Origin of the sequence: Chryseobacterium arachidis (assembly GCF_900129245.1) — a bacterium.
Lineage (GTDB): Bacteria > Bacteroidota > Bacteroidia > Flavobacteriales > Weeksellaceae > Chryseobacterium > Chryseobacterium arachidis.
This window is the reverse complement of record NZ_FQUT01000003.1, coordinates 353,388-378,416: the sequence shown is the minus strand read 5'-3', so window position 1 is coordinate 378,416 and position 25,029 is coordinate 353,388. Positions and strand designations below refer to the sequence as shown.

Sequence of the window (25,029 nt, the reverse complement as noted above, 5' to 3'; positions counted from 1 at the left end):
CGTTTATGAAAGAAATACAAACTGATTTATATATCGAGATGAACAACAGATATTTATTTTTATTACATTGAGGTATTTTATTGAATTTTCCTACAACGGCAAAAATTATTTCGGTTATCAGATTCAGCCGAATGCTGTTTCCGTGCAGGAAGAACTGGAAAAAGCACTTTCCACGATTTTAAGAGAAGAAATTAAAACGACAGGGGCGGGCAGGACAGATACAGGTGTTCATGCAAAAAAAATTTTTGCCCATTTTAATACAGAAAAAGTATTGGATGAAGAACTGCCGAGAAGATTGAACAGCTTCCTTCCGGCGGATATTTCCATTAAAAGAATTTTTCAGGTGAAAGATGATTTTCATGCCCGTTTTGACGCTACTTTCAGGACGTATGAGTATTATATTTCACTGGAAAAAAATCCTTTCACGGAAGAATCGGCATGGCAGCATTGGAGAAAACCTTTGGATATTACCAAAATGAATGAAGCCTGTAAAATTTTATTTGAATATGAAGATTTTACAAGTTTTGCAAAACTTCACACCGACAATAAGACCAATCTTTGCAAAATGTACAAAGCGGAATGGGAACAAAACGGAAGTGAGCTGAAATTCACGGTTTCTGCAAATCGTTTTTTAAGAAATATGGTGAGAGCGATTGTGGGAACAATGGTTGAAATTGGTTCAGGAAAACTGAAACCTGAAGATTTACGAAAAGTAATTGAAGACAAACACCGTAATTCTGCAGGAACTTCTGCGCCGGCGCATGGATTGTATTTGGTGGATGTGGGGTATGATTTTTAAATAAAAATTATGATCTCGGTTTTCATCTCTCAAATATTTTTGGAAGAAAAATACTTAACTTTATCAGAGAAAATGAAAATATAATGATGGTGGCTTGATGTATCAAAGTCACCATTTTTAATTTAAAAAACTAAAACCATGGATGAAATTGAAAAGCTGGCCTTTGCCCTCAATCATTTTGCAGGACTTACGGAAGAGGATTTTAAATTATCTGAAGATTGCTGGCTTCCTAAAAATTATAAAAAAGGAGATTTTTACAACCTGAGAGGAACGGTTTGTACCTATTTTGGATTTATTGTGGATGGCGTTTTCCGTTCTTATACCATTGATGAAAAAACAGGGGAGGAAAAGAATGTTTTCCTGTATTCTGCCAACGGTTTTGTGGTTTCTTTTAAAAGTTTTATCAATCAGATGCCTTGTGATTATCATACTCAGGCTCTTACGGATGCTTCTATTATTTATATCCGATATACCGATTTGTTGGCGCTGTATCACCAATCGCACCGTTGGGAAAAATTTGGAAGATTGCTGGCTCAAGAAGCTTTTAATGTAACGATGAGCAGAATCGAAGGTTTTATTTTAAAATCCCCCGAAGAACGTTATCTGGATTTGATTAAACAGCATCCTGATATTTTCAATAATGTTCCCTTGTATCATATTTCTTCTTATTTAGGCATTCAGGGGCCTTCTCTAAGCAGAATCCGAAAAAGAATTTCGGGTAAATAATACGATTTTAACCAAGGTTAAAATTATCCTCATTTAATTCGCGGAACTTTGTCTCATAATTTAAAACCAACAAAAAATAAAAGTTATGAAAACAAAAACTATCGTATTAATTCATGGATTATTTGTGAACAATACAAGCTGGAAAGAATGGAAAACTTATTTTGAAGCACAAGGTTACACGGTACACACTCCTGCCAATCCGGGACACGCCGGGAACCCTGTTGATTTGAAGAAAAATATTCCGGCAGATTTAAAAGATGTAGGATTTGATGATGTAGTAGATTATTTATCAAGATTTATAGACACCCTTCCCGAAAAACCGATTGTTGTAGGACATTCTTTCGGAGGATTGATGGTTCAGAAGCTGATCGATATGGGGAAAGCTGTTGCCGGAGTAAGCATCGACGGAGCTCCTCCTAAAAATATTGTTGCTCCCTTTGCAACCGTGAAAGTGGTTTGGCCCGTGGTGAATTTCTTTAAAGGAAACACCGTATTTATGGGATCTAAAGAATGGTATCACAAAGCATTTTTCAATAATTATACCAGAGAGGAAAGTGATAAATTATATGAAACCGTTGCGGCTCCTGAAAGCAGAAAACTGGCAAGAGATCCTTTATTTAAATCATCAGCTCAATTAGATTTAAAGAAACCTCACGAACCATTATTGTTTATTGCAGGAGAAAATGATCATATTTTTGCAGCCAATTTCTCAAGAAAAATCGCAGAATCTTATAAAGATAAAAACAGTATCGTAGATTTTAAAGCGTTCCCAGGAAGAAGTCACTTTATCGCTGGTGAAAAAAACTGGGAAGAAGTTGCGGGATATGTTTTGGAATGGCTGAAGAAAGTAAGTTAAAAAATAGTAATTATCAATTGATGAGCCGTGTCAAGGTTTTAAACCTTGACACGGCTTTTTAGTGTTGTAGAAACAAGAAAAATGGACACTGTTTTTTTTCTTGAGATTATTTCTTCACTTTGTCTATCTTAATAACAACAGACTGCAACCCTAGCCCAGATTGCAGCATTTGTCTGAGCTCATTTTCTAATTTTTAGGCTGCGGCGGCGAAGCCGCCGCAGCCTAAAAATTAGAAAATAGCGAGTGCGGAAAGCTGGAAAAAGCTTCTAAAAATGAGTGATAAAAACAATTGTCAATCCCAAATCATCTATACCATAAATAACATCAATCTGTATTTTTCATGGGGATTTCACAAACTTGTAAAGGCGGAGAAATTATAAAGTCTTATTTTTGCAGGGAATTTTATTTTAATTCTTTTCTTCAATTCGTACAATGAAAAAACAAGATACCTGGGGAATTGTAAAGAGGCTGTTCTTTATCGGAATGAAGTTTCGTTCGTGGTTCATCCTTACTTTAATCATCTCCGTGATATTGGCTGTAGTTTCCACTTATCGCCCATATCTTACCATGGAAGTGGTGGATAATGACATCACAAAGCTGAAAGATAAGGCTTTGATGATGAAACATATCTATATTTTGGTGGGATTGGTTTTTGCCGAGACCATTTTAAACTTTTTCCTGGTGTATTTCTCCAATTATATTTCGCAGAACGTAATCAGGGACATCAGAGAAAGATTATATAACAAACTGATTTATTTTAAAACCTCATTTTTCGATAAAACACCGATCGGTCAATTGGTAACAAGAGCTGTGGGTGATGTAGAAACCATTGCTACCGTTTATACAGACGGATTCCTGATGGTTTTCGGAGATGTGTTAAGAATTATTTTTGTGTTGGTAATGATGTTCAGCACAAATGTTCATCTAAGTTATATTACACTGGCAATTTTACCTTTAATGGTGGTTATCACAAGATTTTTCCAGAAAAGACTGAAAACGGCTTTCGGAGATGAAAGAAACTGGACATCCAATCAAAACTCTTTTGTTCAGGAAAGATTAGCAGGAATGCCAATTATTCAGGTGTTCAACAGACAGGAATCTGAGTTTAAGAAATTTGATGATATCAACATCACACTAAAAGCCGCCCTGCTAAGAACGGTTTTCATATTCTCTTTATTTTTCCCTGTGGTGGAATTGATTTCTTCGCTGTTTATCGGATTTATTCTTTTCTACGGAGGATATATTACGATCAGTGCCGGGGTTGTCATTGCATTTATCCAATATATTTCGATGCTGATTCGTCCTTTAAGACAGATTGCAGACCGATTTAACAATATTCAGAGAGGGATTGTTGGGGCAGAAAGAGTGTTGGGATTGATGGATGAAGATAATGCGATGCCAAATACCGGGAAAGTGGAAAAAGATCAGTTCGACGGAAAAATTGAATTCAAAGGAGTTCGTTTCGCGTATGATGATAAACAGGAGGTTTTAAAAGGGATTGATTTTAAAGTAAATCCGGGAGAAACCGTCGCCATTGTAGGAGCAACCGGAGCAGGAAAATCTACGATTATCAGCTTGATTACAAGATTGTACGACATTAATTCAGGAAATATTCTCATTGATGATGTGGATTTAAAAGACTACGAATTGTATAACCTGAGAAGCCACATCGGGGTGGTATTGCAGGACGTTTTTCTTTTCCACGGGAGTATTTTCGAGAATCTTTCCTTTGGTGATGAGAGCATTACTTTAGATAAAATAAAAGCAGGAGCAAAAGAAATTGAAGTCGACCAGTTCATAGAACAGCTTCCCGGCGGTTATGATTATGTGGTAAGTGAAAGAGGTTCGTCGATTTCTTTGGGACAGAGACAGCTTCTGTCATTTTTAAGAGCTTATTTATCAGATCCGAAGATTTTAATTTTAGATGAGGCAACATCTTCCATCGACCACGAAAGTGAAAAATTAATCCAGAGAGCTACGGAAAAAATTACCAAAAACAGGACATCAATAATCATTGCGCACAGACTTTCCACAATTGAAAAAGCGGATAAAATTATCGTCATGGAGCACGGTAAAATTGTAGAAGAAGGAAAACATCTGGAACTTTTGGACAAAAACGGATATTATTCCACACTGTATAAAGCCCAGTTGAGACATGAAGTGGAAATAGAAGAAGAAAGTTCACAATAACATCATTAAAGCATAAAAAAAACGGTTAAAATCGACGTCGATTTTAACCGTTTTTTTATTTGATCATATATTCTTTCTGTAAGATTTCCAAAAATTCCTGTTTGGAAATTCCTTCTTTCGATTGGAAATTAATATTGATTAAACCCTCATCAGTAGTATGTTTGTCCTTTCCGTAAATATGATTCAGTAAGTTTTGAAACTGATATTGTTTTGCTTCCACTTTGTAGATCGTATCATCTTTGCTATTAACGTCAATAAGAACAGGCTCATCTTTATTAATAAACACTTTTTGTTCAATGTGGAGATTGTAATTTTTTCCGTGGTCAATGTATGGATTGATGAAAAATGCCATGACACAAGGAATTGTAATACCAAACAACAGATTCCATATCGCATGATAAAGCATACTGCAGAAAATATTCAATCTCACCCGGATAAAGCTTAAAATAAGACCTCCTGACAACTGAGACGCAACAATTAAAGGTGATAAGGCATAGAACTTCCACGAATCATTCATATAATTATCCAGATGAACCAATCCGAAAACGGAAGATAAAATATACACTAAGAACGGGAAAATTTTATTCCATTTTTCCCGGCTGACCAATTTTGAAAATAAACTGTTATATCTCAGAGAATATCGGAAAATCCATTCTTCCAACACAGGAGCAACGATTACAAACAAAAAAACAGCTTCGTACCAACCCAAATTTTCAAAAGCTTCGGACTGCTTTAAAGTAATCAGTTTTTCAGCGATATAATTTAACGGAAATACAAAGATCAGAAAGAAAATAATCTCAATCATCAATAAATTAAAGATAAATAAAAACTTTTCTTTTACGGAAAGTTTTATCTGCACATCATTTGGCCTTTTAATGAATTGTAATAAATCAACAGTATCGTTCTTTAATCTTAAAAAGTAATTCACGGAAAATTTTTTCCTTATATGTTCTGCTGAAAGGGGTTTTGTTACAACATCAATATCATTTTTTGTTGTTCTTAATAATAGGATGTATTCTTCAAGAAGCGTCTGTGGTAAAGCTTTTGCAAGAGCATTTAATTTTTTTTAAACAAAGTAAATCTAAATAAATTAAGAATATGTTGCGAAATTGATTCTTTATTTTAAATAAAATTACAAAAATGTTAACCAAATGTTGTGTTTGTATTAATAAATTTATTAACTTTAATCAGAATTTGAACACCACCCCTGTAAAATGGTAGGGTGTTTGATATAAAAAGGTAATTTTAATTAAATCCCAAAAATATAGATGAAGAATATCCAAGATGAATTTCAGGTTTTTAAAGACGAACTGAGAAAATTAAATATCGAAGTACAAAAAGTGGTGAAAGTAGGAAATGGCAGTATGGATTTCCACGAAGTTTTTTACAAGTCGCCAAGGTATGAAGATGTGAAGAGTGTGTATGTTCAGCGACATAATCTGGACAATATTCTGGCAAAATTTAAGCAAGCCTATCATTAAAAATAAAGCGTGCGGCTCAGGTTTCCTGAGCCGCACGCTTCTTTATGCTGTAACACAATTAATCCCGATCCAATGTTGAGGTTTTCTTTGTGTCTTTCATTTGTACATACACCACAAATGAAAATAAAATACAAATTGTAATATACCAGTAAAAATAATGTTCTACATGCTCCTGCTTAAACCAAAGAGCAATGTACTCTGCAGTTCCGCCGAAAATGGCAACCGTTAATGCATAAGGCAATCCTACTCCCAAAGCTCTTACTTCTGAAGGAAAAAGTTCAGCTTTTACCACTGCATTAATTGAGGTGTAACCACTCACAATAATCAATGCCGACATGATCAGAAAAAATGCGCCCCACATAGAAGTGGTTGTACTTAAAGCATTAAGCAATGGATAAGTGAAAACCGTTCCCAGAATTCCAAAGCATAACAATAAAGGTCTTCTTCCTATTTTATCCGACAAGGCTCCGAAAACAGGCTGAAGACAGGCGAAAATAAACAACGATATAAAAGAAATCAGTGTAGATTCCTCTTTGGTGAGGTGAACCGTATTCACCAGAAATTTCTGCATGTAGGTGGTGTACGTATAGAATGCCAACGTTCCGCCCAATGTTAATCCGACTACAGTTATTAATGCTTTCGGATGTTTCAGTAATTCTTTTATGGTTCCTTTTTTCTTTTCGCCCACATCTTTTTTGTTTTTAAAAGCTTCAGTTTCATGAAGATTTGATCTCAGATACAATGCAATAACAGATAGTAAAGCCCCGATTACAAAAGGAATTCTCCATCCCCAATCTTCAAGCTGGGCTTCTGTTAATAATAATTTTTGTAGAATTAATTGAATTCCCAACGCAATCAATTGTCCGCCAATCAACGTGACATACTGAAAACTTGAGTAAAATCCTCTTCGGTCTGAAGTGGCCATTTCGCTGAGGTAGGTTGCCGATACTCCGTATTCCCCGCCAACACTTAATCCCTGGAGCAATCTGGCCATCAACAATAATAATGGGGCTAAAACACCGATTGTCTGATAAGTCGGGGTTAAAGCGATCAGTAAAGATCCAAAAGACATTAATAAAACCGAAAAAGTCATTGCTTTTTTTCTTCCGACTCTGTCGGCAATGCTTCCGAAAAGCCATCCTCCTACAGGTCGCATCAGGAAACCGACTGCAAAGATTCCGGCAGTGTTTAGGAGCTGCGCCGTCATATCAGAATCCGGAAAAAAAGAGTTGGAGAAATAAATGGCAAACGCAGCATACGCATACCAGTCGTACCATTCTACCAGATTTCCGATCGATCCGCCTACAATCGCTTTGATTCTTTGGGCAGTGGTGATTTGTGATGAATTCATGGGGAAAAGATATAAATTTTTGAAATAATGAAATAATTCAAATTTCCAACATTAAAAAAATAAAAACCGCTCTCAAAAAGAACGGTCTCAAAACTATGTAGATAGATGTTAAACTCAAAAAATTCTCCAACCCTAAAACTCTCCGACTAAAACCTGTATCCCAAAGACAGCCCGCTTCGGAAACCAAGCCAGGGTCCGTCAATATTCACTTTTGCTCCATTTGCGTTCGTTTCTACCGTGTAATTTACATACGGAATATCGAGATCTTCAATTTCCTTTTTCAGCTGTGCCTGCATATCGGGTGTTAAAACGACGTCGCTGGTCATGGTAAAGTCGCCCTGTCCTTTTCCGTAGTGGGCGCCTGCAATCCAGAAATCAAGAACAAGATTGCGGCTTGATGTCAGGAAAAACTGTACTCCGACCATTACTCCGCCACTGTTTCCGTGGGCGCTGCCGTTTCCTTTCAAAGGAATTTGGTAGGTCGTTCCGCTGAAGGTATAATCATAATAAAAATCAAAAGTATTGGATGTAATTTTCGAATAGCGGTAATAAGGAGCAATATAAAACCCCTTTCCATAGCCTGCACCGAGATAGAAACGCGGTTCGATGGTGAAATTAAAAGACTTTACTTCAAGATTCTGAAACCTTTTTTCATCTTCATCACCTAAAAAAGAATTAATAAAAGGAACCTTTCCTTCGGGCATTGTACCGAATCCCATATTTACCGAAAACCAGTTGGTAAATGCTCTTTCATACGAAAGATTGATATTTCTGAATACATAAGCGGTGACATTCGTTTTAATGATGTTCATTTTCTCCGAAGATTCGGCGCTGGCTGTTTCCTGTGCAGATATTCCTGAAAAAATAAAGCACGGAAGTAAAAGAAGATATTTTTTCATGATGGTATATTTTAAGATGTGATGGTATTGAACTGACAGCAAAAAACGGGCAAAAATTTTATGGATAATAAATTTAATTTTAATTATGATTAAAAATTAATGTTTAATAAACAAAAAAGAATCCGCACAGAATATTTCCGTGCGGACTCATCGTTAACAATTAAAATGTAATTTCTATTTCTTGATAAATTTCGATGCTTCCGGTTTTTTATTATCCTTACCTGAAACCTCAATAAAATAAGAAGCAGCAGGGAGATCAGAAACCTGTACTTTTCCTGAGTTAATATCAGATGTTTTCACCAATTTTCCATCTAAACTGTAAATTTTTGCTGTTGAATAATTGTCTGAATGACCTTTAAATTCAATAAAGTCCTGAGCAGGATTCGGATAGATTTTTAAACCTTCTTTTTTAATGATGGTATTGTCATGTGCAGCAAGAAAGGTTTCGCTTAAAGCCTGAGCTCCTGTTGTAGTCTGGTTGATGTTAAGAACCTGTGAATTAAGGTTTGCACTTGTATAAGAAAGCAAAGGATACTTTTGGCTGCCATTATAATAAAAGTAGGCTGTATTGGTAAGAGTTGCCAAAGGAATTCCATTGATTATTAAATAAAAAGTTTGAACAGATTTTACCCTTAATACATTGGTATATGTTTTCGCACCAATAATTAAAGTCCCACTCGCATCTGCTAAAATATTAATTGTTCCGGTAAAATTTCCGTTGGCAATAGATGATGTAAACGTTCCGGAGGCAGTATCGTTAGTGGTCGTTCCAAGAACTGTAGGATAGGCAATATAAGTTCCGTTATCGGTAGAGAAATTCAGAGTTGCATCAGGAGTAACGAGCCCTGTGATTTCCAATAGGCTAGCCGATTGCTTAAAGAAAATTGTGTTTCCACTCCCGACCATTTTTAACGTAGATCCAGGATATGTTGAAATTTCACTGGAAGTTGGTGTAGAATAGGTTGTGGGAGAAGCCGCTCCTTGTGTTACAGAAGGGTTATTAAATGTTGCGCCACTACCGGTCGCAGAATTATCTATCGTTCCGTTTACGGTGAAATAGTTAGGCGAATCTCCCGCAGTTGGATCATTAAATGCTTTCGTAATAGTTTGTGCCGACAAAATACCAGAAGCTGCCAGCAAAAAGAATAAAGTTTGTTTCATAGCTTAAATTTTCATTAAAGTTAAATAAAATAAATAATATTTAGATTTTAAAAATGTTAATTATCTTGTTGGAATTGAATGTAATATATTGTAGATCTTTGTTTTTTAGAAATGTTTTTAAATTGTTTTTGTACAGAATTTGTGTGAATTTTACTTTTTGTGAAAATATATCTTTTCTATGAAAAAGATCAGGTGTTTTTTACAGTTAATTCGTGGATTGGTTAAGGCTGAAAATTTATTTTAAAATAAAAACCGCTCAAAGATTGAACGGTTTTCTGTACGTTAATATTTTTGCTAAAGGTTGGATGATAGAAGTTTAAAGTATGAAGAATTGTATGCTTCAGGATGACTTCCGGTTCCATCTTCCAACTCTCTTAATTTTGACTAATCAGCATTTTTCGGTAAGAATAAATATCTTCAATGGTAACGACAGTCATTTCTCTTTTCTCTGCGAAATCTGCAATTTCGGGAAGTCTTGCCATCGTTCCGTCTTCGTTGGTGAGTTCACAAAGTACAGCATCGTTGCCAAGATTTGCCAGTTTTATCAGATCTACGCTTCCTTCCGTATGTCCGCGTCTTTCAAAAACACCATTTTCCCTTGCAATTAAAGGAAAAACGTGTCCCGGACTTGCAATGTGATTGGCTTCTGCATGTTCAGCAATTGCCGTTCGGATGGTTGTTACACGGTCTTTCGCTGAAACTCCGGATTCTACACCTTCTTTTGCTTCAATCGAAATCGTAAATGCAGTTTGATTTTTAGAATTGTTGGCTTCCACCATCGGGCGAAGATTAAGATGTCTGCTTTTCTCTTCAGAAATACATAAGCAGACAATTCCACTGCATTCGCGGATTAGAAGTGCCATGTCTTTTTCTGTGATGGTAGAGGCGGGAAAGATGATGTCGCCTTCGTTTTCACGGTTTTCATCATCTACTAAAAGGATTCCTTTGCCTTGTTGTAATTTCAGAAGTGCTTTTTCTACACGTTCTTTCGGAGTTGCTCCGAATTTTTCTAATAATTTTTCCATGTTATTTTACTTTTGAAAGTTAAAATACACTTCGGTACATGGAAATGAAACACAATACAATGAGTCCATCGAAATAGCCTCACTGATTGTTCCATTTTCTTCTCCCATCCAGACTTTAACTGTCGGTTTTGGAATTTCACCAAATCAGTCCTCTCAAAAAGAAAGGAGTCGCGGACTGTAACCGCCGGTAGGGAATTTCACCCTGCCCCGAAGAAAACTTATTCTAAGTTTTACTGTATGTTCTGTTTAAATTTTTAATTCATTAATTTTTTGTTTAACGCACAGGCTGCTAATTTCGGAATTATTATTTATTTTTCTAAAGATTTTTTCCATGGATTTTCCTTTTGCCAGTTCATCAATCAGTTATGCTTTTTCAATATAATATGGATAAACTCCCGCAAAAGACATCTTATAGACTCTTTCGTTGTTTTTCATGAGTAAAGATTTAATAGCTAAAGATAAAAAAACGCTCTGAAAATCAGAGCGGTATTTCTTAAGAGATCTTTGCCATAGAGTGTTGTTCTTCCAGTTCTTTCATCAGTTTCAAAAGCTCTTTTTTCTTGTAAAAATATTTTCTGTGGAGAAAGTAAGGAAGATAATTGATAGCCTTCATCAGAAGCTGAAGGTTGCGTTCCATATATTCGTTATTGTTAAAATAAAGATGCTCTTTTTCCGTATAGAATTTCAGGTCCTTTATATCTTCTTCATTCATTTCTTTAACAAGCATCTCATTCTGATAAAAAACGGTAATCTGGTATTTTAATTTTTCCTCAAGAGGTTTAAGATCGCTAAAGTTTTTTCTGATCTGTTCGAAAGGGGTCTTCGTATTCAGGAACGCCGTTGCATTCATTAAATCGATATACAGTTTGTATTGATTATCATATTCAGCATCGTATTCTCCAAAGCTTTTGTAAAGCTGTATAAAGTCAGTTTTTTTCTGTTGCTCTTCTGCTTTCTTTGCAAAATAATTGTAAATAATGGCGTCATTCTGATGGATCTTTTCCTTAGTTTCTTCAATTGCTTTCTGGACAGTAGGAATTAAATTTTTTGCTTCAGCCTGTTTGTATTTTTTACCATCATAATCAAAAGTTTTAATGTTGTATTCCTTTTGGGAAATCGCCTCTACGGTTTTTAGATCATTTTCAAGAGCAATTAATGTATATACCCATTCCACTTTTTCCTTGCTGAAAAGCTCATCGAAAGAAATTTCGTTGGTTAATTCACTTTCTTTTACGGTGAAATCCGGGTTTTTGTTGTCATAATAAGCATTGAAAATTTTATCGAATGAATCTTTCTGATATTGTTTTTCGAATTCAGACTGAAATTCCTCAAATTCCAGATCTGTTTTTTGTTTCTGGTATTGTACTCCTGAAAAAAGCTTTGAAGTGATCTGTTCTTCTGTTTTCTGAAAGTTTTTGAAAATATTTTTTGCAGGCAGATTATCCTGTTCTTTTACAATATTTAAAGCTCTGAGTTTGGTGATTCTCTCTTGCTGGGAAGGGTGGGAGGCCCACTGGTTTTCAATATTGAGTTTTGATTTATTAAATAATCCCGATTCCGAAAGCTGAATGTTGGGAAGTCCGTTTTTGGATTCCACTTCACTCTGTTCGGCAAGAAAATTCATGACAAAAAACTGTTCGCGGTAGATGTTTTTACTCGATTCGTTTTTAGAATATCTTTTATCATAAAAGCTTAAAACATTCTGATAGGAATTGTCGGCAAGTTCCAGCCTTAAAAGCGATTCTTCCAATGCCAGTGAACCTGCAATATTAGCAGCTACTTCATCCGCATGAAACTCCATTTCTCTGGAAAGTGCCATGTGACGGATATTGACAAAATTATACATCTTTACCAAAACCCACTTGATTTTTCCGGTAAAGAAAAATGCGAGGGCTGCAAATATGGAAAAATAGCCGCTTACACTCGCAAACTTTTCTACCGAATTACGGTAAGATTCATCATCGTTTACCAGGTTGAAAATGATCTGATTAACATTGTAGACATAACTTCCCACTTTCATGGAACGTTGGGAAAAGTGCCCGAATTCGTGGGAAAGAATGGCTTTCAGCTCCTGTTTTGTCGTGGTATTGATCAGTCCCATTCCAATCGTCAGATTTTTCTGAATGGGTAAGAACATGCTCCAGAAACTTGAATCATAAAAAACGCTTGCATTCACATCATAGGAAAGATAAACTTTTTTGGGAGCATTGGTTCCTGCTTCCTGTACGATTTCATCGATCATTCTGAAAAGTTCAGGCTCGTCATTTCTTCTGATTTCGGTAAGGTCACTTCTGTCGTTGATGTGTTTTTTAAATAAAAACTTAATAATAAAAAAGAATACGAAAAGCCCGGTTCCCGCCAAACCTGCCCCTAAAATAAGGGTAATAAACATTGGTTTAGCGGCGATAATAGCAATTCCACCAGCGATGCATCCAAGCGCCAAAGCTATTGTAAATAAAAATAAAAGGATATAAACGAAAACGAAAATGGCAATAGACAATACAGCCGCTTTGGTTTTCTTCTGAAAATCCTGAGAAACTTGAATATACATGGAAATAATTTTTTACAATAATACGTACAACGGATCAATAGAGCAAAAAAAATTCCTGAAATTGAGTTACTTTATTCTGCCTTAAAGTAATTAATATCAAGCAGTCCCTGTTTAAATTGTAGGCGGATTGTATTTATTTTTTTCAATTTTGAAGCATCTTTTATAAAAAAACAAAATAGTAACGGGATTTAAGAAGGTAGAAATTTTTAAACAGGTTTTATTTAAAATAAAGATTCTCCATTCAGATCCGTAGTTAATACTTCGCTCATATAGTCAAAAAAAGGACGCATGGCTAATAAGGTGAGAACAGCCTCTTTCTGAAAATCATCGGAGAGAACTTCCTTATCTGTAAATTTTCTCATGACTACATATTGTTTTTTTCTGATGAGGTGTATAGCGGGATGATCTTTATCAAAACCTCTGGGAGCAGTTTTTACGGCATCGCCTTTAATTTCTCCAAAATATTTTATGAATGTATCGTCTGAAGTGATCTTTTCAATTTCTGTAGTACTGATTTCAAACTCTTTACGGATGCGGAGCAGATCTTTAGCATCCGGACCCCAGAATCCGCCTCCCACAAAACTGTTGCCGGGCTCCAGATGAATATAATATCCACCTCTCAACATAGGTTTCGAACGGGAATATCCAACTCCGAAATTAGTCTTGTACGGAGTCTGATCTTTGGAAAAGCGAACATCTCTGTAAATTCTGAAAATATGGATTCCTTTTAAATTATCATATTCCTGAAGTTCAGTATAAATCTTATGAAACAATGTTTTGTTTTCTTTTACCACCGAATCATAATCTGCTTTGTGCTGGGCAAACCATTCACGATTATTGTTTTTCTCTAACTGTTTAAGGAATTCAAAGGCTTTTTTCATTGGTGGTCTTTTAGCAACTGGTGATGTTTTTATTGAGTATTATTTTTTACAATTCTAATTGATAATCTCAGCATCGGGATTTTCACGCAGTTTTGCAATTCTTTCTTTCCAGTTTTGAAGTTCTTCATCAGTTAGTTTTATCCATTCTTTTACTTCGCCGACAACTTTCAGAGGTTCTGAACTTCGGTAAGATCTGGTAGGATTCCCTGGAAATTTTTTATCAGTGACATTTGGATCATTTTCAAAACTTCCTAAAGGTTCTACAATGTAAATACGTTCATCACCATCACCTTTTGCTAATGCTGCAGCCAATCCGGCTCCATTTTGCAATGCTGTAAAATAGATATGATTCATGGTGATCTCAGAATAATAATTCGATTTGAATCCGGCGGTAAGTAAATCTCCTATTTTCAGATCGGCTTTTGTTCCGTGATAGAATGGGCCGTTGTCCAGAATGTTTTCGTCTTTTTTGTTTTCCATTGTGTGAAGTGTTTTTTGAGGTTGGAAGAACCTATAAATTTAGGAATTTGTTTTTGAATAGGAAAAATAAAAGTCTTATTTCATGGCTGGCTTAAGTCTAGGCAATTACTGTTACATCTGTATCGTGTGCCATTTCATTATTAAACTTCCATCTCCTTTTCTGTCTGATATTTCAAGAAATTGAAATTTATTTTTAGAAATTTTTTTATATAATTTATGAAAATCTTCAAAGGCTTTATATTTGCCGTTATTATAATAAAAAGTAAATACTCCGACAGATTTCCATTGGCTATTCTTCAAAGTCCAAATCCGGATTGCTTTAAAATTACTGGTGCATGATGAATTATATTCTGCAATTTCATTTCCGCCATTTTCGTCAATATCTCCGATGCTGAAAATACTTTCTGTATGACAACAATTTGATTCAGTTTGTATCCTTGGAATTTTATTATTGGTAAAATAATAGGACTGTCCTTCTTCACACCAATTCAAACCGGGCAAAATGAAAACTGAATCATTTTTTTTATCGCCATCCAAATCACCTAAATTTTTAAAATCTTTGATGAAATTTATATCTCCTTCGACAGGATATTCATAAAATAAGTCTTTTTTAATTATATTCGGAAGACATTTTTTTTGAATATCTTTAGATTCGTATCGAGAAATATCTAATTTGAATTTTCCTTTAAGGACTGAGTCGTTTATATATTGAATATCATTAGATAATACGGAGTCTTCAGATTTATTAATTTTAAAATTCTCAATTTTATCTTCACAAGAAAGTGCTTTTTGAAAATTTGCTTTAATAGCCATTTTTCCGTTGTTTTTTTCCTTCTTATTTGTACAAGCAAATAATCCCAAAAGTATAATTAAAAAGATAATATTTCTCATAATAAGATGTTGTGATGTGTTTTAAAATTCTTTTTTTTTACCTAACCTAACTGAAAATGTAAATTTTAAAAAACTTCTGGATTATTGGTTTAAACTTTTTTAATCTTTGAAATATAGAAATCAAGAACATTCTAAAACATTATTTTGTTGATCTCAGAATTAATTCTTTCGATGATCCACTGTTTGTCTTCAAGAGATAAATCATTCAAAAGATTGTCATTATTTTCATTAAAATCTGTGATGACATCTTCTAAAAATTCTTTTTTTATTTCTGAAACTCGTGTCTCGTTGTTCATATCCAATGTGCCAATTTTAGAAATTGCACTTTTCAGCCTGTTTTGAGTGACATAGTTTCTCAGTTCATCTACAATAAAAGATAATTCTTCTGTTTTAGAGGAAATATTAGGAATGAATGACCATTTTTCAGCCTCGTGGAATTTCTCTTCTTCATCAAATTCAGGATTTTTCAATTTAATAATTGGTCTTGTAAAAAGTTTGTTATCTGTCTGATTAAAAGGTTTTATCACCACTCCTTCAATTAAATTATTCTGTAATTCCGGAAGGTTGAATTCTTTAGGAATAGAGGAGTTGATTCTAATATTAAAATTCATCGCTTCATTGAATTTTCCGATCAATAATGGCTGTGCATGAAAAATTCCAAACTCATTAAAATAAGCCACTGAACTTTCATAATCTAAATAATATTTAGAACCTGAACCATCGGTTTCAATAGCAATATCAAAAGCGCAAAATTCAATATTGGGCGTATAATAAACTCCTGTCTGGATGGCATGTAAATCTTTTACAGGTTCTACTTCAGGATGAGGATATTTTCCTCCAAACAATTCCCCGTAAATAATATATTTTTCTGCGGTTATTTCGTGGCTTAATTTTTCGAAAAGACGTAGAATGTTATTCTCTAATTTGCTTGCAACCAATTGAAAACCAAAAAAATCGTCTGTCCAGTTGAGGTATTCTTTTCTTTTGGCAAATTTAAGATTGCTGTTTTCATAGACAAAGCTGAAGTTGGCGCCGTGAACTTTTTCTGTAACCACCCATTTCAGTTTTTCCATTTTCGAAAAATCACTTTCGCTAAGACCTAATTTTTTTAAGTTGTTGGGCATTTTTTCGTACCCTGAAAATTCATTCATTGTTTTGTTTTAATTGTGTAATACTTCTTTGGATTAATATGTTGAGATTTTGAAAGTTAATGTCAAAAATAAAAACAAATGAATCAAAATGAAATATTTTATTTACGGTTTTATAATGGAACGGCATCTATTCCTTGTAATTTAAGATTTTCATATACTTTGGGATCATTACTGAAAAGCGTCATTTTCTTTAAGTTCGGAAAATGTTTGATATCATCGTAAACTTCAATATTAAAAGAATCGTCTTCGCCATCCCAATAAGGTGTGATGTTCATGTAAATGTCATTTCCACCGTCTTGGTATATTTGAGTGATCTCTGTGGCAAATTTTTTATCAATTTTTAATTCTTTGAAATATTCTATTGCTTCAGGAATCGCTTTATATCCTTCTTTTTCAACATCTATTTCTCTTTCTTTGTAAGAATCTACAAACTCAAAAATATCGAACTTAGGTTGTATAAGCTCTTTGATGTACATTAATTCTTCAATAATAGCCAATTTAAAATTGAAGTCTGTAAATTCAATTTTTTCTCCTTTCATATAAAAATTCTGATTTAATCAATTTATTTTACTCATACATTCTACCCATTTCTAATAAATCGCCTAAAGTTCGCCAACTTACTTCAAATTCCTGATTATCATCTCTTACGTGATCCATAAAACATCTCATTCCACAATCTAAAATAGAACTTGGATCAAAATTATACCATCTGTTTCCTGTTTCAGAATCAATTCCAAAATATCTTCCTTCATCTTCCAATTGTTTACCTTTCATTTTGTGCAATTCAGCAATCTGAAACTTCAGAACGGCAACTGAATAATAGAATTCACCGATATCTGAAACTCTGGTTTTATCTGTTGAAGAGTTTGTTTTTGAATTCATAAATGTATTTTCATCAGGTTCGTCTTTGATTTTTAACCATTCAACATTAAATTTTTTTGGTTTGGAAGTACATGCATCCTGTAAAAGTTTTAATAATAATTCGGCGGTTAAAATTTGTTCTCTTTCCTGCTCAGCCAGCTTGAGTAAAGCCAAGAGATAAGTTTCCAAATCTCTATTTTTTAGGCTTCCAAGATTAATATTATTGTCAAATTCTTGATACGTCATATTTTAATCAAATGTATTGGTAATTATGCACTTCATTTCAGGAGATTAATCCATAAAAATATCTAAATAATCCTGTAGAATAGTATCATTTCCTATTATCTCGATGGTGAATTCCTTAATTTTTTGGATCAGCTTAGATTCGTTGGTATTTTCGTCTATATCTATCAAACGCAATGAAATTTGCGATTCGTCATCTTGTAGATTGATTTTTATTGATCTTCCGTCAAGAATGGTTATTCTGGTGGGAACAGACGGGTTTCTGTAACACTCTTTTATAAGATTTGTGATCTCAAAAAGCTTTTCTGTTTCCAGAATTTTTCCACTCCAGACTTTGCCATTGTGATCTCGGAAATACTCGGATTTAGATGCGATCACTAAAAGAGCATAAAAATCTTCATTTCTTTTGATTTCTACATCAAATTGCCCATCAATAGTATGTATTTTAACCTTGATCATTTGGTTTTATAAGCTTCAATTTTTTCTGATAATCTTTTGGCTAAATAATCATTTCCGTCTTTTAAATATTCAAGAATAATTTTTGCTTCTTCGAGGTATTTTTCTTTTTTCGATTCGTTCCAATAATAGGGTGGTGCATATAAATTACAGATTCTGTCTGCCATTTTAACTGCCCAGACTTCCTTTGGCTGTGCTTTTATCCGTTCTAAGCTATCGATCATCTGATGCTTTTTTTCAAGGTTTGTGTTTTTTGTGAGTGCAAGAACACCCTCCTTTACTTCTTGGCCATATTCCTTTTCAAGATTTTCGATACTAAAATCTGTATCTTCTATGATATCGTGTAGAAATGCACATTTTACGGCAAGATCGAAGTTAAAATCTGAAGTGTTTTTAGTTGCATTCATGATTTCAAATACAACGCTGCCGATGTGGTTGATGTATTCTATTTTTTGATCTTTATTTTGTCCACCGTAGGTTTGTCCGTTATGCAAAATGCTTACTTTTTGCCATATATTCTGTAAGTCGTCGATTGTAAAATTGTTGTTCATTTTTTTGTGATTTTATTAACAGTTATCTATTTGAATTTTCAGCCAGTCTTCTAATTCTTTGAATTTTTCAACGGAAATGTAATCTTTACAGTTCCTGAATTTATTTAATAAATCTTCATAATCTTCCTGATCATAATAAACATTTAGATTTTCACCATTTTCCATTAATTCGTTATTGAATAATATTAATTCATTTATTTTTTCAATATAAAAATCAGCAATAATTTCCGGAGATGAAGCATAATCTAAAATAAGATAATTATCGAACTCATCGAATTTGCCCTTATCTTTGAAGTATAAAACACCGTCTTTAATTTCATATTTATCAATATTATCGCAATAATCTACACAAAATAAAGCATCTTCTAAATAGGCAGACAGAGTGCTCATAAAATCCACATAATCATAACGATTGGGACCATGTTTGCTTTGACCTCTTACTTGTACGTATATTCCGGGTGTTTTAAAATCGATTACTTTCTGATCATAATACATGGCATATCTTTCTACAATTCCGTCATTAGAAATTGTCATAAATGTATGATCAAAAATTCCCATTTCGCCTAAACTCGTAATACCAACAGGGTATTTTTCTAAAAATGCTGCTTCTTTTTCTTTTTTTATTTTCAAAATAGCTCCACCCAAAATTATTCTAGGTTTTAGCTGTGTGACTCCATGTAAATCTCCCATTTTTTGATTTTAGATTAATAAAGTTGAACAATAAAGATTCTGTCCGGTATTTAGAAACTTAGATTCTATCCAAATATTTTTCTCTCATCAAATCAAGTATTGGGCTAAATAGATTAATATCTTCTGTTGCAGCTTTCCAAGTGTAATCTATATTTTTATTTTTTAAAATGAAACCGAATTTCCAAAGAGAGCTATCTAAAATGATTACATTTTCTTCGTTTATATTTTCGGGCAGCTGGATTTTTTCCAATTGTGACAAATGTTCTTTCAGCAAGGCGGATTCTGTTTTGGAAAGAATGTTTTCTTCGGTGATTATTCGCAGTCTGTCCAGATTAAAAATTCCGTTATCCCATCGTGTGAAATCATATTCTGTATCCCATTGTCTAAATCTTGAATAAACAATCCCCTCAGAGTTTTCAACTAAAATTATTTTATAGGGAAATCCACTCATTGATGGTAATTCAGATAAATAAGCAATGATGTTTTCTCCGTTTTTTAGAGCGAAATTTTCTATTTCAATTTTAGCCTCACTCATCAGTGCTTCTATTCTGTTTGAAAATCTTTCCATTTTTATTAAACATTTTTTATGGGAGTTTCCAATTAAATTTTGTCATTTTATTCGTCAGTTTCTGATCCACAATTTCGATGCTCAATTCTCCGTTTTCTTTTGTTAAAATAATCATACAGCCTTTTTCTAAAATCCCACTTTCATTAAATTCCAGCTCTTTTATTTTGATGGCTTGTGTGATGCCGTTGAAATCTGTTTCTTCTTTAAAAGGCTCTCCCGTATGTCCGTAAAAATGATAATGAAAAATGACATTATCGAGCACTTCCCGGATTTCTGCCATTCCGTATCCTCTTTGGCTGCTGTCGTCTTTATCGTGGGTGATTAAAACATCAAAAGTATTTTTTGTTTTCAGCAATTTCCTGATTTCCTTTCTTTCATAATCCTGAATAAATCGTTTCTCCGATCTTCCTTTTCGATCTCCGATTCTGCCGATACCCACAAAATTTAAAACCTCATCTTCCGTTTCTAGTTTTTGTTCCAAACCAGATCTGCATACAAAAACTCTTTCATAAACATCAATAGGAAATATACTTTTATCTAAGTTTTCTTTTTCCAGAGCATCTAAAAAATCGTGGTCTTCATGATTTCCGCGAACACAAATCATATTGATATTGAGTTCATCTAAAAATGCCTTGATATCTTGATCGACTTTGGTAAAATCGTCATGAAATCCCAATTCATCCCTGTCGTATTGTGCGTGCTTTATCGTTGCTTTGTCTAGGTTTTCTATAAAAGGATATGCTCCCATATCTCCGCATTGCAGGATGAAATCAATTTTATTCCCTGTTTCTTTTTGATATAGATCGACAAGTTTGAAAGGTAATAGAATTTTTCCGTGGATGTCAGAAAAAAGAGCGATTTTCATGGTTTGTGTTTTTTTGTTCTGAATTTAGCTTATCAGATTTGAAATTAATAAAATAAGTTGATTAACAAAGATAATTGAAAAACATTTAAAGTAAAAGATAGATTTTAACAGCTTTAGAATTCTTTAGAAACAAAATCCCGAACCTGAAGTCCGGGATTTTAAAACTATTGTTTAATGCTTTTTAGAAAAGTTTGCATATATGTATCTAAATCCTGTGCTGTTGCTGTACTTCTTAGTACTTTGTTACAAATCATCAATATCAGATCAGGATTTGTAGGATGATTTAGAATATAGATTTTAAACTGGCCTACATCTTTATATAATTTTCCGTCTTGTCTGCCGGTATTGTATAAACCAGACTCAAAAGAATAGCCTTTCATTTTACCAAATTCTGCTTTTTGATATAAGGTCATCAAATCAATAGATTTTACTGATTTATTGGTGTAATAATCCACGTTTTGGATATGTTCATCACGGAAAAGATCACAGATGTCATACCAAGGTAGTTCATATTTTTTAAAATCATATTCATGAATTTTTTTTACTTTATCGTTATTAGAATCATAAGCAACTTTATGAATAAAATCTTTAGCTACTTCATCAACTGTTAAGCCAGGATGTGAACTTTTTTCAAAAGCATAAACAAGATAAGTAACTTGATTACGATTCATTTGATAACCCACTTCGGTGCGGGGATCCGCTGTACTACCTGTTTGGTCTGTGTCGATATCTTCTTTTATATTGGTTTTGTCAATAGTTAAATCAAGATAAGGAAGATAAAGATTTTTTGTTTCCCAAATAGGAACATTGAAAGAGATAGGCTCTAATAACTGAACTTTTTGCCCATATTGCTGATAACCTGTTTCTTCCTTAACCCAAAGTCCGATTTCTACTTTTATGCTTTTTTGGTTTTCCGATCCATTGGCTCCATCCAAAACCCATTGAAGTGTATTTCCTTTAGTGTAAAAATCATTTCCTTCAAAAACACTGAATTTCTTTGTAGCGGGTGTGTTTTTAAGAAAATCTTCCATAGCAGTATAGCCGTCTTTTTGCATACCCCAATGGGTGATGTAGGTATTGGTATTATCCGCAAACTGAACATACAAATGCGAAAAACCAGAATAAGGAATTACATTTTTTGGTTTTTTGAAGCTAACCTGTAAAGTTGCCAAGTCTTTTTTTGAAATAGTTGCACCGGATTTTACTTCTTTCCCATTAATAAATGCCGAAAGCTGTGCCTTACCAAAACTGAAAAAAAGTAATGATAAGAATAAAAATAAACGAGTAATTTTCATGATATAATTTAAGAATTCAATTGTTGTTAGTTTTTATAAAGATTTGCCAAATATAGGTTTTATCTTATGAAAGTGCAAATACGGAAGAATACGAAATCCTTTAAATACAGTGAGTTTTGAAGTATTTTTATTCAAGTGTGAACCGTAAAGTCTGCAGGTATGTTGTCAGCCAATATAATTTTTAAGTATAGCTTCTTCATTCATTTTCAGTTTGATAAGATCTTTTATTTGATAAGCTTCATCCGTAAGATCGACTTTTCTTGCCAAATCAATGATATTATCATTTTCCTGATTCCATTTGAATAATGTGGTATAGATTTCTGCAAACGATTCCTTTTTATGGACTGCAATATCATTAACTTTTATTCTAAGTAATGCAAAAAATACGTCCAGATAATATTTGAGCTCTTCTTTATCGGAAACTGTTTTTATTTCCTGATATAATTCTTTAAAAGTGATGTCTAAATTTTTTAAGCCCTGATAAGCGAAATGAACAGTACCTGTTCCTGTAGAAGATGTTTCCCAGTCTCTGTCAAAAAGAACTTTCTTAAAATATTCTCGTCCTTCTTCTCCACAAAGCGAAAAACTAAGTATTATTCCGGCATTGCAGTCTGTGGAAGCAAATTCACTTCCCAATTCATAAAGCTTTTCAAGGATTAAAGTTCTGTCTTTTAGTTTGCAGACCAAAGCAGGAATAAATTCAGGAAATAAGCCCTGTCCATAGCATTTTTCAATTTCTGTTTCAATCTCTTTTTGGTATTCGGTACAGTCAAAATGTAACAATCCCAAAATGGCAGATCTTGAAAGATAGTAATCGTTTTTTTCCTGATTTCCAAATGTATAATCAGCCAGGATTGGCTTTACAGGTTCATATTTTAAATGTCCTAAGACTTCCAAAATTTCATAATTGGTATCTTCCATTAATTTGTTTTGGCGGATAGAGCTCTTAAAAAGCTTTTCTGCAAGAGAAAGATCTCCAAATGCTTTAAAAACAGGGAGTAAATAGGTGTAATGAAAATCAAAAGGATCAATCAGACATTGTTTTAGAATTTCGTCGGCATCAGTTTTGCCGCCGCATTGTAGAATAGAGTAGACCAAGGAAAAAATGACAGTCGATTCCCTTTCGGAATGGTCAAGTTTTAAATATTCAATGAGTTCGGATGTGGTTTTCAGCATTTGGTTTTTGTTTGATTTTAATTGATGGTTTTTAGTATTTCAATATATACTATTCTTAAATTTCAAGAGGAAAACTGTTTTTTATTATTGAAATCGCCAAATCTTCTTTGTTGAAAATAGTTGAATACCAAAATCCTTTTCCCCACGTTCCTTTTCCTACAAACTTATCCGGATATTCAAAGCTTAAAAGGGTTGCCGTTCGACTTTTTAATCTTGCAATTTTTTGATTAATTGATGTGACATCTGAGAATACCAACATCTCGACTTTTGATTCACTGATGTTCAGCATTGCAATGTCAGGTCCATCAATAATTCTGTCTCCGTTCTGTCGGCAGAGTTTTTCGATATCAAGCCTTAATTGGTTCATTGACTTTTCATCTAATAAAAGCCGATCATTTCGCGAATCTCTATTGACATATTCCGTGGGTAATTCACGAGATGGGTTACAGTTGATATAGTTTATATTCTGCTTTTGTAATTCGGCATAGGTATCAAGAAGCTTTTGCCAATTGCCATTTCTATCCCATACAGGATATTCGTTGAATGTTGTCCAGATAATATGAAATAGCTGTTTCTTACTCATGGCTTATCAGTCAGATTTAATGTTTTGGCTTTCAACTAAATTAACAATTGCTTTTATGGAGGGAATTTTGGGAACAAATTATTTACATAAAAACAGTGAGCTGCAATAATTAACTTAAAAGTTCAACTATTTCTTGGTTTTCTCTTGCTTTTGCTAATGTTAAGGCTGTGTGTCCTTCAGCTTCAATATCTTTATCGGCACCATTTTCCAAAAGAAGTACAACGATTTCTTTATATCCCATTTCAGAAGCTCTGTGTAATGCTGTAAATCCTCTGTCATCTTTAGCATTGACTAATGCTCCATATTTCAATAATGCTTTTAGATGGTCGATTTTATTAGACTTAGACTGGGCTGCATTCATTATTGGTGTTGCTCCCTGAATAGTTCTTATATTCGGATCTGCTCCTAATTCTAAGAGTTTTAGCAAAGATTCAGGATCTTCCGGTGCAATGGCCCAATGCAAAGTTGCCAAGCCGTCACCTGCCAAAGAATTGATGTTTATTCCATTGTTAATTTGGTTTTCAATTTCCTGTATATCCGATTGTGCAACGGCAATGTGCAGCAAAGAATGAGAACGTAGCTTTCCTCTTGGTGGAACGATAAAGTTTTCTTTGAAAATTCCGACGTGTGCCATGTTTCCGTAACTTGAAAATGCCCAAAGTCCTGCACTTTTTGTATCAGATATGAGCTCTTTAGGCAAAGGAGCAGGGATAACTTCGTCAAGACAATGGCTGATAAGAAGAAAATTCAGAAAAGAAATTGTAAAAGCCTCTGTTTCTCCTTCTGTGAATTCTCCAATTATATTTTCGATAATGAGATGATCAAGTTTTTGAGAAGCTTTAGCAATTACAAAAACCTCTCTTAGCCAACTGCGGATAAAGATCAAGTATTCTCCGTCAAAATAGATAGCCCATTTATGCTCCATGGTTTCAGGTTTAAATAATACTCCCGGAGCTAAAGAACCATCAATAGGAAACCATAAATTAGTTTGTATTGTTCTGGTATTTTTTGGTCTTTGGTTATAAAAAGATCTTCCGTCTTCTGCTCCATAAGAGATAGCATTCACAGCCATTTGCTGGTTTTGAGAAGTTGAAAGCATGGTCTGGCTGATAGGTCTCAAGTCAAGCAGTCTCACATTCCACGGGTTTTCTGTAGGCTCTATCCAAGGTAAATTTTCCTCAGAATTTTTTGATTCCTGCTGTTGATCTTTTTTTCCAAAAAGTTTTTTAAAAAATGACATAATCTTTTGTTTTGTTAGGTGGGTAATTTGAATTACTCGTCATAATTTGGTGTTATATT

General features: G+C 33.9%; 26 protein-coding genes and 1 riboswitch. Of the genes, 5 read left to right on the top strand and 21 right to left on the bottom strand.

Going from position 1 to position 25,029, the window contains the following annotated elements:
• Positions 1-67 precede the first annotated feature (67 nt).
• From truA to BUA89_RS07925, 4 genes are all read left to right on the top strand, one after another.
• Entirely contained in the window at positions 68-799 is a 732-nt protein-coding gene (gene truA, locus BUA89_RS07940) for a tRNA pseudouridine(38-40) synthase TruA (RefSeq protein WP_072955429.1), read from the top strand.
• A 138-nt stretch (positions 800-937) separates the two neighbouring features.
• On the top strand, positions 938-1,525 hold the full coding sequence (locus tag BUA89_RS07935) for a Crp/Fnr family transcriptional regulator (protein WP_072955405.1): 588 nt from the start codon (positions 938-940) through the stop codon (positions 1,523-1,525).
• 85 nt (positions 1,526-1,610) lie between these two features.
• Complete coding sequence (locus BUA89_RS07930) at positions 1,611-2,381, top strand: alpha/beta hydrolase (protein ID WP_072955402.1); 771 nt, start codon at positions 1,611-1,613, stop codon at positions 2,379-2,381.
• A 432-nt stretch (positions 2,382-2,813) separates the two neighbouring features.
• Positions 2,814-4,571 carry an ABC transporter ATP-binding protein gene (locus BUA89_RS07925; protein WP_072955401.1) on the top strand — a complete coding sequence of 586 codons (1,758 nt, stop codon included), beginning with the start codon at positions 2,814-2,816 and terminating at the stop codon, positions 4,569-4,571.
• A 55-nt stretch (positions 4,572-4,626) separates the two neighbouring features.
• Here the strand turns inward: BUA89_RS07925 and BUA89_RS07920 are convergent, their stop codons facing one another.
• Positions 4,627-5,499: a CPBP family intramembrane glutamic endopeptidase gene (locus BUA89_RS07920; RefSeq protein WP_072955400.1), complete on the bottom strand. Its 873-nt coding sequence runs from the start codon at positions 5,497-5,499 to the stop codon at positions 4,627-4,629.
• Between the two features lie 340 nt (positions 5,500-5,839).
• Between BUA89_RS07920 and BUA89_RS07915 the strand changes: the two genes are divergently transcribed.
• Positions 5,840-6,052 (top strand): hypothetical protein, encoded by a 213-nt coding sequence (locus BUA89_RS07915; RefSeq protein WP_072955399.1) that lies wholly within the window; start codon positions 5,840-5,842, stop codon positions 6,050-6,052.
• A 58-nt stretch (positions 6,053-6,110) separates the two neighbouring features.
• Here the strand turns inward: BUA89_RS07915 and BUA89_RS07910 are convergent, their stop codons facing one another.
• From BUA89_RS07910 to BUA89_RS07815, 20 genes are all read right to left on the bottom strand, one after another.
• Complete coding sequence (locus BUA89_RS07910) at positions 6,111-7,403, bottom strand: MFS transporter (RefSeq protein WP_072955386.1); 1,293 nt, start codon at positions 7,401-7,403, stop codon at positions 6,111-6,113.
• 146 nt (positions 7,404-7,549) lie between these two features.
• On the bottom strand, positions 7,550-8,302 hold the full coding sequence (locus BUA89_RS07905; protein WP_072955383.1) for a DUF3575 domain-containing protein: 753 nt from the start codon (positions 8,300-8,302) through the stop codon (positions 7,550-7,552).
• Between the two features lie 174 nt (positions 8,303-8,476).
• Positions 8,477-9,463: a T9SS type A sorting domain-containing protein gene (locus tag BUA89_RS07900; protein WP_072955380.1), complete on the bottom strand. Its 987-nt coding sequence runs from the start codon at positions 9,461-9,463 to the stop codon at positions 8,477-8,479.
• Positions 9,464-9,837: 374 nt separating this feature from the next.
• Positions 9,838-10,488, bottom strand: a complete 651-nt coding sequence (gene ribB / locus BUA89_RS07895; RefSeq protein ID WP_072955376.1) for a 3,4-dihydroxy-2-butanone-4-phosphate synthase — start codon at positions 10,486-10,488, stop codon at positions 9,838-9,840.
• Positions 10,489-10,580: 92 nt separating this feature from the next.
• Positions 10,581-10,707: riboswitch (FMN riboswitch) on the bottom strand.
• Positions 10,708-10,981: 274 nt separating this feature from the next.
• On the bottom strand, positions 10,982-13,039 hold the full coding sequence (locus BUA89_RS07890) for a M48 family metallopeptidase (protein ID WP_072955371.1): 2,058 nt from the start codon (positions 13,037-13,039) through the stop codon (positions 10,982-10,984).
• A 221-nt stretch (positions 13,040-13,260) separates the two neighbouring features.
• Entirely contained in the window at positions 13,261-13,920 is a 660-nt protein-coding gene (locus BUA89_RS07885) for a DUF2461 domain-containing protein (RefSeq protein WP_072955369.1), read from the bottom strand.
• Positions 13,921-13,974: 54 nt separating this feature from the next.
• The gene (arr, locus tag BUA89_RS07880; RefSeq protein ID WP_072955367.1) at positions 13,975-14,400 is read right to left on the bottom strand and encodes an NAD(+)--rifampin ADP-ribosyltransferase; all 426 of its coding nucleotides are present in this window, start codon (positions 14,398-14,400) and stop codon (positions 13,975-13,977) included.
• 111 nt (positions 14,401-14,511) lie between these two features.
• The gene (locus BUA89_RS07875) at positions 14,512-15,291 is read right to left on the bottom strand and encodes a hypothetical protein (protein ID WP_072955365.1); all 780 of its coding nucleotides are present in this window, start codon (positions 15,289-15,291) and stop codon (positions 14,512-14,514) included.
• Positions 15,292-15,422: 131 nt separating this feature from the next.
• Complete coding sequence (locus BUA89_RS07870) at positions 15,423-16,442, bottom strand: RNA ligase family protein (RefSeq protein ID WP_072955362.1); 1,020 nt, start codon at positions 16,440-16,442, stop codon at positions 15,423-15,425.
• Between the two features lie 110 nt (positions 16,443-16,552).
• Entirely contained in the window at positions 16,553-16,981 is a 429-nt protein-coding gene (locus BUA89_RS07865; RefSeq protein ID WP_072955343.1) for a DUF6892 domain-containing protein, read from the bottom strand.
• A 28-nt stretch (positions 16,982-17,009) separates the two neighbouring features.
• On the bottom strand, positions 17,010-17,549 hold the full coding sequence (locus BUA89_RS07860) for a hypothetical protein (protein WP_072955340.1): 540 nt from the start codon (positions 17,547-17,549) through the stop codon (positions 17,010-17,012).
• A 45-nt stretch (positions 17,550-17,594) separates the two neighbouring features.
• On the bottom strand, positions 17,595-18,005 hold the full coding sequence (locus BUA89_RS07855) for a hypothetical protein (RefSeq protein ID WP_072955337.1): 411 nt from the start codon (positions 18,003-18,005) through the stop codon (positions 17,595-17,597).
• Positions 18,002-18,553 carry a bifunctional (p)ppGpp synthetase/guanosine-3',5'-bis(diphosphate) 3'-pyrophosphohydrolase gene (locus BUA89_RS07850; RefSeq protein ID WP_072955310.1) on the bottom strand — a complete coding sequence of 184 codons (552 nt, stop codon included), beginning with the start codon at positions 18,551-18,553 and terminating at the stop codon, positions 18,002-18,004. The genes BUA89_RS07855 and BUA89_RS07850 overlap by 4 nt, the downstream gene beginning before the upstream one ends.
• Positions 18,554-18,568: 15 nt before the next feature.
• Positions 18,569-19,243, bottom strand: a complete 675-nt coding sequence (locus tag BUA89_RS07845; protein WP_072955306.1) for a hypothetical protein — start codon at positions 19,241-19,243, stop codon at positions 18,569-18,571.
• Between the two features lie 58 nt (positions 19,244-19,301).
• Complete coding sequence (locus tag BUA89_RS07840; RefSeq protein ID WP_072955303.1) at positions 19,302-19,811, bottom strand: hypothetical protein; 510 nt, start codon at positions 19,809-19,811, stop codon at positions 19,302-19,304.
• Between the two features lie 16 nt (positions 19,812-19,827).
• Complete coding sequence (locus tag BUA89_RS07835) at positions 19,828-20,676, bottom strand: metallophosphoesterase family protein (RefSeq protein WP_072955299.1); 849 nt, start codon at positions 20,674-20,676, stop codon at positions 19,828-19,830.
• A 164-nt stretch (positions 20,677-20,840) separates the two neighbouring features.
• Positions 20,841-21,971 (bottom strand): hypothetical protein, encoded by a 1,131-nt coding sequence (locus BUA89_RS07830; protein ID WP_072955294.1) that lies wholly within the window; start codon positions 21,969-21,971, stop codon positions 20,841-20,843.
• A gap of 165 nt (positions 21,972-22,136) precedes the next feature.
• Complete coding sequence (locus tag BUA89_RS07825; RefSeq protein WP_072955291.1) at positions 22,137-23,147, bottom strand: hypothetical protein; 1,011 nt, start codon at positions 23,145-23,147, stop codon at positions 22,137-22,139.
• A gap of 55 nt (positions 23,148-23,202) precedes the next feature.
• Positions 23,203-23,730, bottom strand: a complete 528-nt coding sequence (locus BUA89_RS07820) for a hypothetical protein (RefSeq protein WP_072955287.1) — start codon at positions 23,728-23,730, stop codon at positions 23,203-23,205.
• A gap of 109 nt (positions 23,731-23,839) precedes the next feature.
• The gene (locus tag BUA89_RS07815; RefSeq protein ID WP_072955283.1) at positions 23,840-24,970 is read right to left on the bottom strand and encodes an ankyrin repeat domain-containing protein; all 1,131 of its coding nucleotides are present in this window, start codon (positions 24,968-24,970) and stop codon (positions 23,840-23,842) included.
• Positions 24,971-25,029 lie beyond the last annotated feature (59 nt).